Origin of the sequence: Sphingomonas sp. STIS6.2, from assembly GCF_000732685.2 — a bacterium.
GTDB lineage: Bacteria > Pseudomonadota > Alphaproteobacteria > Sphingomonadales > Sphingomonadaceae > Sphingomonas > Sphingomonas aerolata.
This window is the reverse complement of the sequence record NZ_JPDP02000035.1, coordinates 111,425-121,797: the sequence shown is the minus strand read 5'-3', so window position 1 is coordinate 121,797 and position 10,373 is coordinate 111,425. Positions and strand designations below refer to the sequence as shown.

The 10,373-nt window shown below is 70.5% G+C and carries 9 protein-coding genes and 1 pseudogene; all 10 read right to left on the bottom strand.

The features are described 5' to 3' along the window. A pseudogene (locus sphst_RS20350) lies at positions 1-296 on the bottom strand (hypothetical protein); the annotation flags it as partial. Next, the gene (locus tag sphst_RS05260; RefSeq protein ID WP_107045258.1) at positions 293-2,086 is read right to left on the bottom strand and encodes a copper resistance system multicopper oxidase; all 1,794 of its coding nucleotides are present in this window, start codon (positions 2,084-2,086) and stop codon (positions 293-295) included. The gene sphst_RS05260 and the pseudogene sphst_RS20350, both read right to left, overlap by 4 nt. A gap of 80 nt (positions 2,087-2,166) precedes the next feature. Beyond that, positions 2,167-2,772, bottom strand: coding sequence for an RNA polymerase sigma factor (locus tag sphst_RS05255; RefSeq protein ID WP_234387431.1), 606 nt, complete (start codon positions 2,770-2,772; stop codon positions 2,167-2,169). Continuing rightward, the gene (locus sphst_RS05250; RefSeq protein WP_442800381.1) at positions 2,769-3,209 is read right to left on the bottom strand and encodes a periplasmic heavy metal sensor; all 441 of its coding nucleotides are present in this window, start codon (positions 3,207-3,209) and stop codon (positions 2,769-2,771) included. The genes sphst_RS05255 and sphst_RS05250 overlap by 4 nt, the downstream gene beginning before the upstream one ends. Continuing rightward, positions 3,206-3,484 carry a hypothetical protein gene (locus sphst_RS05245; protein ID WP_042467721.1) on the bottom strand — a complete coding sequence of 93 codons (279 nt, stop codon included), beginning with the start codon at positions 3,482-3,484 and terminating at the stop codon, positions 3,206-3,208. Before sphst_RS05245 ends, sphst_RS05250 begins: the two co-directional genes overlap by 4 nt. A 99-nt stretch (positions 3,485-3,583) precedes the next feature. Next, positions 3,584-4,495 (bottom strand): HNH endonuclease, encoded by a 912-nt coding sequence (locus tag sphst_RS05240; RefSeq protein WP_031394245.1) that lies wholly within the window; start codon positions 4,493-4,495, stop codon positions 3,584-3,586. Between the two features lie 64 nt (positions 4,496-4,559). Then, the gene (locus sphst_RS05235; RefSeq protein ID WP_031394246.1) at positions 4,560-5,804 is read right to left on the bottom strand and encodes a putative DNA modification/repair radical SAM protein; all 1,245 of its coding nucleotides are present in this window, start codon (positions 5,802-5,804) and stop codon (positions 4,560-4,562) included. A 61-nt stretch (positions 5,805-5,865) separates the two neighbouring features. Continuing rightward, positions 5,866-6,051 carry a hypothetical protein gene (locus tag sphst_RS05230; protein ID WP_031394247.1) on the bottom strand — a complete coding sequence of 62 codons (186 nt, stop codon included), beginning with the start codon at positions 6,049-6,051 and terminating at the stop codon, positions 5,866-5,868. 47 nt (positions 6,052-6,098) lie between these two features. Further along, positions 6,099-9,494 (bottom strand): chromosome segregation SMC family protein, encoded by a 3,396-nt coding sequence (locus tag sphst_RS05225; RefSeq protein ID WP_107045257.1) that lies wholly within the window; start codon positions 9,492-9,494, stop codon positions 6,099-6,101. 135 nt (positions 9,495-9,629) lie between these two features. Beyond that, positions 9,630-10,364, bottom strand: coding sequence for a thioredoxin domain-containing protein (locus sphst_RS05220; protein ID WP_031396513.1), 735 nt, complete (start codon positions 10,362-10,364; stop codon positions 9,630-9,632). Positions 10,365-10,373: the final 9 nt, after the last annotated feature.

Sequence of the window (10,373 nt, the reverse complement as noted above, 5' to 3'; positions counted from 1 at the left end):
TGACAGTGGCCCATTGCGGCATGCTCGGCCGTGCAGGCGGCGGTGGGGGACATGTCCATCGCCGGCATTGCCGATTCAGCGGGCTTCGCAGCGCGCGCCCGCGCCGGCGTCGCCTTGCGTGCCGCGGGTTTTGCCGGGGCGGTCTTTTTGGGTGCCGGCCTTTTTGGTGCGGGCTTTTTGGGCGCGGGTTTGGCGGGCATCGCCATGCCGGGCATTTTCATCCCGTGCATCTCGTGCATCTGCGCCGCGGCGGGCGTGGCGGTGACGGTCGCGAGAAAGAGAGCGAGCGTCTTCATGATGCTGCTCCCGCTTCGCTGTCGGGGCGGACGGTGACGACCTGCATCATGCCCGCATGCATGTGGTAGAGCATGTGGCAATGGAACGCCCAGTCGCCGACCGCATCGGCGGTGAGGTCGAAGGTCGCGGTGCCGCCGGGGGCGACGTTGATCGTGTGCTTACGCGGCGCATGATCGCCGTGGCCGGTCACCAGCTCGAAGAAATGGCCGTGCAGATGGATCGGGTGCGCCATCATCGTGTCGTTGACCAGGGTGACGCGGACGCGTTCGCCCTGGCGGAACGGGATCGGCGCCTTGACCTCGTTCAGCTTCACGCCGTCGAACGCCCACATATAGCGTTCCATGTTGCCGGTCAGGTGGATCTGCAGCTGCCGCGTCGGCGCGCGCAGGTCGGGATTGCGCTCGAGCGCGACCAGATCGCGGTACACCAGTACGGTGTGGCCGGTGTCGCTCAGGCCCTGTGGCGGCTCGCCGGTGCGATCCATCGGCATCGGCGCGACGGTCTGCACGGTCGGCGTCTTCGGCAGGCCCGGTGCGTTGGCAAAGTCGCGCATGCTGTGGCTCATGGCCGGCATCGGTGCATCGCCGGCGGGAGCCTTCACGGGCTTGTCCATGCCCGGCATCGCGCCGTGGTCCATCCCCGCCATGCTGCCCATCGCGCCATGATCCATCGCGGCCATGTCGCCCATGCCCATGTCCTTCATGGTCGCGAGCGGGCGTCTGCGCAGTGCCGGAACCGCGGCGACCATCCCGAGGCGCGGCGCGAGCGTGGCACGGGCCATGCCCGACCGGTCCCAGGCTTCGGCGACGAGCGTGTGGGCGACGGGCGCGGCGGGTTCGACGATCACGTCATAGGTTTCGGCGACCGCGATCTGGAACTCGTCGACCGCGACGGGGCGCACGTTCTGGCCATCGGCCTGCACGACCGTCATCTTCAGCCCCGGAATACGGACGTTGAAATTGGTCATCGCCGAGGCGTTCATGATGCGCAGGCGGACGCGCTCGCCGGGCGTGAACAGCGCGGTCCAGTTGTCCGCGGGGCCATGCCCGTTGACGAGATAGGTGTAGGTCGCGCCCGTCACGTCGGACACGTCGGTCGGGTCCATCCGCATCCCGCCCCACATCCGCCGTTCGCCCGCCGGCTGATCCCGGCCCGCGAGCAAGCCGCCAAGCGTCTGCTTCTGATAGTTGAAATAGCCGCCCTGGAGCTTCAGCTCGCGAAAGATGGCGTGCGGGTGAAGCGGGCTGTGATCCGACAGGACGATCACATGTTCGCGGTCGGACACGATCGGATCGGGACCTTCGGGATCGATCACGATCGGGCCGTAATGCCCCATCTGCTCCTGCAGTCCCGAATGGCTGTGATACCAATAGGTCCCCGCCTGTACGACGGGGAAGTCGTAGGTGAAGGTCGATCGCGCCGGGATGCCGGGAAAGCTGATCCCGGGCACGCCGTCCATCTGGAACGGTACGAGCAGCCCGTGCCAGTGGATCGACGTCTCCTCGTCGAGGCTGTTGGTCACCGACAGCCGGACCTGCTGCCCCTGTTTCAGCCGGATCAGCGGCGCGGGGCTGGTACCGTTGATGCCGATCGCGTGGCTGCGCGTGCCGTCGATCGTGCGCGTCAGATGCGCCACGGTCAACGCGATATCGGTGCCGGACAGCACCGGCAGCGGGGTCGCGATCCCGGCGGACACGGGCTGGGCCCAGGCGGGCAGCCAGGGCAGCGCGAGCGCGCCGCCGCCAAGCGTGGCGTCGCGGAGGAATTGGCGGCGGGTCGGTCGGGTCATGCGGATCCTCGGGCCGGGAGCGGCCACGTCTGTCAGGTCATACGCCGCCGATCGGCTTGCCCCTCATGAGGTTAGACAAATCAGGCCGCGGCGGCGAGCGCGGCGCGCGCGCGGCGGATCCGGGTCTCGACCGCCTTTACGCTGATCCCCAGCGCCTGCGCGGCCTCTGCCTGGCTCAGCTCGTGAATCGTGCACAGCAGCAGCGGCTCGCGCAGCGGGGCGGGCAGCCGCGCGATATCGGCCAGCGTGCGGGCGAGGTCGTCGCGATCGATCGCGTGCGTCTCCGTATCCGCCGCCCCATCCGCGACCCGCTCGCCCGCCTCGATCGGCAACACGCGGGCGAGAACATGGCGGACCCGGCGGCGGCGGTGCCAGTCGCGGCATTTGTTGATCGCGATCCGCGCGAGCCACGCGCGCAGCGACCGGTCGCGGTCATAGCGGGACAGCGCGGCGTGCGCCGCGACGAAGCTGTCCTGCAACAGGTCGAGCGCCTCGTCGGGATCGCCGATCTGCGCGAGGATCAGGCGGTAGAGCGGCTGTTTGTGCCGTCGCATCAGTGCTGCGAACGCCGCCATCCGATCCGCCGTCGGCCCGGCGAGATGCGCGGTGACCAGCGCGGCGTCGTCATAGGCATCGAGATCGATGCTCGTGCGGCGCGCGGTCCTGACGGGGCGGGGCGGGATCAATGCGCGGGGGTCAGCGCCTGCACGACGACCCGGTCGAACGCCGCGGTCTGGTCGGCGCGCATCACGCCGCGCATCGCAAAGACATGCGCGAGCGTCGCCTTTTGCAGCGCGCCCATCGTCCGGTGCGACCGGTCGACCGCGGCAGCGACCGCGGGGCCATTGGCATGTTCGCGCTCGATCGCGGCGGCGAGACGGACATTGTCGGCGCGCAGCTCCGCTTCCAAGGCCGCGCGGCGGACCGCGAACTCGGCCTCGAGCCGGTCGAGCGCCGCCTCTTGCGGGGCGTCGAGCACCACGTCGCGGTGGAGCAGCGTGTGGAGTTCGGTGCCATGCGCTGCGGCCGGCGTCTGGATCCAGCCGCCGATAAACACGCCGGCGATCGCCGCGAGGAAGGCGAGCACGATCGTCGGTGCCGCACGCCGGACCACGGACGTCACTGCCCGAGCAGCAAGGTCGAGGGGGCAAGCGCGCCGTCGATTCCGATCGGGATCGACGCCTGCGCCGGCGCGCCATGGCCGATCGGTGCCGCCCCGCCGATCAATCCCAGCACCAGCGCGGTACCGACCGACCACCGCCCGACCAGAAGGCTGGTGTGCCGACTGCGCGCATTCTCCGCGATGGCATCGAACACCGACGCCTCGACGCCATCGAGCGCGCGCGGCACCGGCATCGCCGCCAGCCGGGTCAGTCCTTCATCGACAGGATCCTGCATCGTCTGCTCCCTCTGCATCCAGACATACGCACCGCCGCGCGCGATCCCGCATGATTTTTGCCCGCTGGCGAGAATGGGCTTGCCGCCGCGATGCCGACGCTACTGCTTGAAGCAGTGCGCGCGGTGCCATTGCAGGAAATGCGGGTGTGGCCGATCGGCGGCGCGGGCCGGCGCGGTGGCATAGCCGCTCGCGTTGACGACCCCGCGGATCGTGTCGGGATCATTGGCCTGGCGCGATACGAGGATGGCGAGATCATCGGCGAGCGACAACAGCCCGCGGTCGAACATCCAATGCGCGGTGCCCGACAGCGCGAGCCCGTTGCTGACGATATCGGGGCCGTTCGCCTCAACCGGGCGGATATGCGCCGCCTCGACCTCGGCGCGGCCGCCGCCGTTGATCAGCTTCAGCCCGGTGATCGCGCAGCGTTCGTCATAAGCGCGCAGGACGGTGCGGCGGAATACCCGGTCGCGGACGATCCGGGAGGTGAGGCTGGCGATGCGCGGACGCTCGCCCTCGATCAGGAACGGGCTGCGCTCCTCGTGCCAATGGCCGTCGTCCACCGTGTCGGCCACGGCATCGCCGGTGCGCGGCAGGAGCTGGGCATCGTCGTCGAGGCCGAGCGTGACGATGCGGTTGAAGTCGGCAGGCGAGATGGGGCGCACTGCGGATTGCGCACGCCCGGATATCCGCCCCTTATCGTTGAGAACGCCGCGCTCGACCGGTCCGTCGGGGCCAGCAAAGGGCACGGGGGTGGCGAAGTCGAGATAGGAGCCGGGCTCGATCAGCGCGAGATACATGGCCGGCGTCGACGGATCGGGGATGATCCGCTCGACCTTGGCGGCCGCGAAATAGCCGCGCGTGGCGACGACCTTGCGCGGTTCGTAATAGAGGATCCAGTCGCCGATACTGGGCTGCGCGCGGCTCAGATACTGGGCGGGGAACTGGTATTGTTCGGCCGGGCTGTCGTCGTAGATCGAGTCCGAGCGGTGAATGAAAACGCCAAAGGCCATGGCCTGACCTTAGCGTATCGCCCCCGATCCACCAGCCGTCACCGTATGTGCCCCGACCGGGGTCTCAGGCGAACATTTCCATCTGGCGCGGTTTCGGCGCAACGATCGGGCGGAGTTCGGCGCGGTCGGACAGTGCGACGGGGCGCCAGTCCTCAGCGATGATGAACGGGCGAATCTTGGCGACCGACACGGTCAGCCGCGTGACATCGGCGAGGTGGAGGCGGCGCCAGCGGCGGCTGGTCAGGATGCCGTTGACCGCCTTCACGCCGAGCCCGGGGACGCGGAGCAGCATCTCGCGCGGCGCACGGTTGACGTCGACCGGGAAGCTGCCGCGGAACTTCAGCGCCCAGGCCAGTTTCGGATCGATGTCGAGCGGGAGCATGCCGGTCGCGTCGTCCGCCGCGGCGACGACCTCGTGCGGCTGGAATTCGTAGAAGCGCATCAGCCAGTCGGACTGATAGAGCCGGTGCTCGCGCATCAGCGGCGGGCGCTGCAGCGGGAGCACCGCACTGGCGTCGGGGATCGGGCTGAACGCCGAATAATAGACGCGGCGAAGACCGAACCGGTCGTACAGCGTCGAGGCCTTGCGGACGATGTCGCCATCGGTCGCGGCATCGGCACCGACGATCATCTGCGTCGACTGGCCCGCGGGGGCGAAGCGCGGCGCGGACTTGTACTTGGCCTTGGCGTCCTTGCCGTCGACGATCGAGGCCTTGACCTCGCGCATCGCGGTCTCGATCCGGACGCCGTCCTTTTCGGGGGCGAGCCGCTTGAGCCCGCCTGCGGTCGGCAGCTCGACGTTGATCGACAGGCGATCGGCATAGAGCCCCGCCTGGTGGACGAGCTCGGGATCGGCGTCGGGGATCGTCTTGAGGTGGATATAGCCGCGGAAATGATGATCCTCGCGCAAGCTGCGCGCGACCTCGACCATCTGCTCCATCGTGTAGTTGGACGAGGCGATGATCCCCGAGGAGAGGAACAGCCCCTCGATATAGTTGCGCTTATAAAAGGCGATCGTCAGGTCGACGACCTCCTTGGCGGTGAAGCGCGCGCGGCGGACGTTCGAGCTCTTGCGGTTGATGCAGTAATGGCAGTCGAAGATGCAGCTGTTGGTCAGCAGGATCTTGAGCAGCGAGATGCAGCGGCCATCGGGCGCATAGGCATGGCAGATGCCCATGCCCTCGGTCGAGCCGAGCCCCTTGCCGTCCTTCGAATTGCGCTTGGCAGTGCCCGACGACGCGCAGGATGCGTCGTACTTCGCGGCATCGGCCAAAATCTCGAGTTTCTCACGGGTGTCGAGCTGGGCCATGCGTTCATTTTACGTTCCGCGCAGGGGCCTGTCGATTGATGCGGATCAACTGTCCGGGGGATTATCCAAACAGGCCAGCGACGTAGCGGATGATGTCGACGAAGCTGCCGAGGCTGATCGGGAGGAGCATCAGCGCGAGCGCATAGACGAGGAGCATGCGGCTGAGCGCCTTCTCATGGCGGAAGGCGGGTTTGCGCGGCGGGAGATCGTCCTTGCGCGGCCAGATCGTCGAGTCGTCGAGGAACATCCGACCATTATAGCGCGATTGCTCGCGTTTCGCAGCGGGTGACGCCTTTATGCAGCGACAAGGATGGTGGCGGCCTGAAGATCGACCGAGACGAGGCGACTGACCCCGGGTTCGATCATCGTCACGCCGAACAGCCGGTGCATTCGGCTCATCGTGACCGCATTGTGCGTGACGACGAGGTAGCGCGTGGCGGTGTCGCGCGCCATCCGGTCGAGCAGGTCGCAGAAGCGGTCGATATTGGCGTCGTCGAGCGGCGCGTCGACCTCGTCGAGCACGCAGATCGGCGCGGGATTGGTCAGGAACAGCGCGAAGATGAGCGCGACCGCGGTCAGCGCCTGCTCGCCGCCCGACAACAGCGCCAGCGACTGGAGCCGCTTGCCGGGGGGCTGGGCGAGGATCTCGAGTCCCGCCTCGAGCGGATCGTCCGAATCGACGAGCTCGAGATGCGCGCTGCCGCCGTTGAACAGCGTTGCGAACAGCCGTTGGAAGTGGCCGTTCACCGTCTCGAACGCCGCGAGCAACCGCTGGCGGCCCTCGCGGTTGAGCGTGCCGATCGAGCCGCGCAGCCGGTGGACCGCCTGACCCAGCTCGTCGCGTTCGGCTGCATTGCCGATCGCCTCGGTCTCGAGCGCGGCGAGCTGCTGGTCGGCGACGAGGTTGACCGCGCCGATCCGCTCGCGCTCGGCGGTCAGGCGGTCCTGCGCGCGGGCCTCGTCCGCGGGCGTGCGGACATCGGCGGCGGAGAAGTCGAGGCGTTCGGGCAGGACGGGGGCGGGGCAGGCGAAACGCTCCCCCGACAGCCGCCCGAGCTCGCGGCGGTGCTGGTCCTGCGTATCGACACGGACGAGCGCGCCGGCGCGGTGCTCGCGTGCCTCGGCGAGCGCTTCGGCCGCGCGGTGATGCGCGTCGTCGGCGGTGCGAAGCGCGGCTTCGGCGGCGCGTTCGGCGGTCTGGAGCGTGTCGGCGTCCGCGCGCGCGGCGGCGTGCTGGGTATCGAGCGTGGCGATCGCGGCATCGAGGGTGGCGGGACGGTCCGTGAGCGCCTCTGCATCGGCGGCGACGTCGCGGGCGCGGCGGTCCAACGCGGTGATGCGGGTTGCCGCTTCGCCCGCACGCGCACGCCAGCTGCGGATATCGGCCTGTGCGGCGGCGAGACGTTCGCGTGTTTCGGCGCGCAGCCGGTCCTGCGCGGCGCGGTCGCTGCGCGCCTGTGCGACCGCGCCGCGGCGGGCCTCGGCGTCGCGGTGGAGCGTCGCGACCGCGTCGGCGCTGGCGCGGCCGTCGGGCAATGCCGCCACCGCGGCGTCGGCGGCGGCGAGGTCCGCCGCGGCATCGGCCTGTTCGGCATGGACGCGGTGGGCGCGCTGGTCGAGATCGGCACGCTGCCCGGCGCGGCGTTCGAGCGCGGCGGCGGCGCGATCCTCGTTGCGTTGCGCGTCACGGATGCGGGTCTCGGCGGCGGACAGGTGGGCGCGGGCGTCGTGGGCGGCTTGGCGGTGCGCGGCGATCCGTTGGTCGATGGCGTTGCGCGCCGCGTCGTGCGTGGCGAGCGTAGCGGCGGCGACCGGGCGTGCAGTTTCCAGCGCGTGCAGGCGATTGCGACGTTCGAGCCGCTCGGCGGCCGCCGCGCCGCTGCCCTGCGCGATGAAGCCGTCCCAGCGGCGCAGCACGCCGTCGCGGGTGACGAGGCGCTGGCCGACCGCGAGCGGCTGGCCGTCGTCACGGTCGGTAACGAAGACCTGAGCGAGCCGGCGCGCGAGGGAGGCGGGTGCGTCGACGTCGGCGGCAAGCGCGGTGGTGCCGGACGGGCGCGCGGGATCACCGGGCGCGGGCGCCGCGCCGGCCCAGGCGGCGGGGTCGGTATCCAGATCGTCGCCGAGCGCGGCGGCGAGCGCGCGCTCCAGCCCCGGCGTGGCGGTGACATGGTCGAGCAGCCGGTCGCGGCCGCCGCGTTGGGTCGCGCGGGTGAGCGCTGCGGCCTCGCTGTCGAGCGCGGCGAGCTCGGCGCGGGCGGTGGCGCGCGCGGTCTCGGCGGCATCGCGCAAACCACCTGCGGCGCGTTCGTCGCTATCGGCCTGCGCGAGCGCGTGGCGGGCGGCGGCGGCGTCCTCCAGCGCGGCGAGACGCGCCTCGGCGGCTGTGGCGCGATCGGCCTCGAGCGGGGCGGGGTCGCCGAGCGCGCGGTGGGCCGCCTCGATCTGCGCCGCGTCGCGTGCGGCGCGATCGGCGCGGGTGCGCGCGGCGGCGAGCGCGGCGGCGGCGACCCGCGCCTCGGCGACATCGCTCGCATGGCGGGTCATCGCCTGCGCCAGCGCGACCTCGACGTCGCGCGCGGCGCGTTCGGCCTCGGCCTGCGCGGCGTCGAGCGCGGGAAGCGCGGCGGTGGCGGTGGCGATCGCGGCATCTAGCGCGGTGACCTCCGTCGTCAGCCGGGTCAGCGCGTCGGCGGCGTCGTTGGCGAGGCTACCCTCGCGCAGCCGGTCCTCGGCGATACGGCGGCGCGAGTCGGCGAGGTCGGCGAGGCGGCGGTCGAGCGCGGTGCGTTCGGTCCGCAGGCCGGCCAGCCTATGGCCGGTTTCGGCGGCATGGTCGCGGGCGGCGAGCGCGGCGGCGCGAGCGGTGGCGACCGCGGCGGCGGCGTCGTGCTGCGCCTTCGCGGTAAGGGATTCGGCGGCGGCGGCGGCGGCCACCCGCGCCTCGGCCTGCGCGGCGTCGGCGGTCGCCGAATCGGCGGCGGCAGCGGCGTCGCGCCAGCGCGCGAAAATCGTCCGTGCCTCCGCGACGCGGATCTGGTTCGACAGCAGGCGATAGCGTTCGGCGGCGCGCGCCTGGCGTCTGAGCGCGGCGGCGCGTGCGTCCTGGTCGGCGATGACCGCATCGAGCCGTGCGAGATTGGCCTCGGTCGCACGCAGCCTCGCCTCGGCATCCTTGCGGCGGACGTGGAGCCCGGCGATCCCGGCGGCATCCTCGAGCATCGCCCGGCGGTCGGCGGGCTTGGCGGCGATGACCGCGCCGATCCGGCCCTGGCTGACCAGTGCGGGGCTATGCGCCCCGGTCGCGGCGTCGGCGAAGAGCAGCCCGACGTCCTTCGCGCGGACGTCGCGGCCGTCGATCCGGTAGGCGGACCCTGCGCCGCGTTCGATCCGGCGGACGATCTCGCGTTCGTCGGCGCCGTCGGGGCCGGCGATCTCGGCGAGGATCGAGACCTCGGCAAAATCGCGCGCGGGCCGGGTCGCGGTCCCTGCGAAGATCACGTCGTCCATGCCGGCACCGCGCAGCGACTTGGCGCTGGCCTCGCCCATCGTCCAGCGCAGCGCCTCGAGCAGGTTCGACTTGCCGCAGCCATTGGGGCCGACCACGCCCGTCAGCCCGGGTTCGATCACCAGGTCGGCGGGTTCGACGAAGCTCTTGAACCCGGTGATGCGGAGGCGTTTGATCTGCATGGCGCGCGCTCTCCCTTCACGATTGGCGAGCGTAGCGCGCTTCTGGTCTCCCGCGAAGGCGGCAGCCCGGACTGGGTCCCCGCCTTCGCAGGGACACACTCCGAACTGCCGAATGCCCGCCGGACGGGATGCGGCTTACGCGCCGGCGGCCTTCAGCGCCTTTTCCATCTCGCTCCACGACAGCACGTTTTCCATCTTCTTGCCGTTCAGCAGGAAGGTCGGCGTGCCGGTGACGGTGCCCGACTGCATCGCGTTTTCGGTCGGCTTGGCCATGATCTCGAGCTGCTTCTGGTCGGCGAGGCAGGCGCGCGCCTTGGCCTCGGGGATGCCGCGCTGCTTGACGAAATCGATCGCGCCCATGTGCTCTGCGAGCTTGGTCGCGACCGCGGTCGGGGCGAGATTGGCGAGGCTCTGCTGCATCGCCGGGGGCATCGTCTGAAGCTTGTCGAGGAACGCGTTCTGGTTCTGGTACATCTGCTCGAGGATCGGGAAGAACGGCGCGGTCCCGCCGCACTGGCCGAGCAATGTCAGCGCGACGTCGGGCGCGCCGTGGACGAGGAAGTCGCGAAATTCGAAGCTGACCTTGCCGGTCGAGACATAATTGTCGGTCAGCGGCTTGAACGCCTCGCGCGCGAACGCGCCGCAGGTCGGGCAGGAGCGCGCGCCATATTCGACCAGCTTGATCGGGGCATTGGGGTTGCCCATCAGATAGCCCTCGTCGGTCTTGACGACGGTTTCGGTCCAGTTCTGGCCGGCGGGTGCGGTCGCCGCGGCGACGGGGGCTGCGGCCTGGGTGGTGTTCGACGAGTCGCCCCCCGAACAGGCAGCGAGCGCGAGCGGCAGGACGGCGATGGCAGTGACGAACTTCATGCGGGATAC

What these genes read in the sequence shown, in the direction of transcription:
- sphst_RS05260 (WP_107045258.1), bottom strand. Translation starts at nt 2,086, where the DNA reads ATGACCCGACCGACCCGCCGCCAATTCCTCCGCGACGCCACGCTTGGC.
- sphst_RS05245 (WP_042467721.1), bottom strand. Translation starts at nt 3,484, where the DNA reads ATGCAGGATCCTGTCGATGAAGGACTGACCCGGCTGGCGGCGATGCCG.
- sphst_RS05240 (WP_031394245.1), bottom strand. Translation starts at nt 4,495, where the DNA reads ATGGCCTTTGGCGTTTTCATTCACCGCTCGGACTCGATCTACGACGAC.
- sphst_RS05235 (WP_031394246.1), bottom strand. Translation starts at nt 5,804, where the DNA reads ATGGCCCAGCTCGACACCCGTGAGAAACTCGAGATTTTGGCCGATGCC.
- sphst_RS05230 (WP_031394247.1), bottom strand. Translation starts at nt 6,051, where the DNA reads ATGTTCCTCGACGACTCGACGATCTGGCCGCGCAAGGACGATCTCCCG.
- sphst_RS05225 (WP_107045257.1), bottom strand. Translation starts at nt 9,494, where the DNA reads ATGCAGATCAAACGCCTCCGCATCACCGGGTTCAAGAGCTTCGTCGAA.
- sphst_RS05220 (WP_031396513.1), bottom strand. Translation starts at nt 10,364, where the DNA reads ATGAAGTTCGTCACTGCCATCGCCGTCCTGCCGCTCGCGCTCGCTGCC.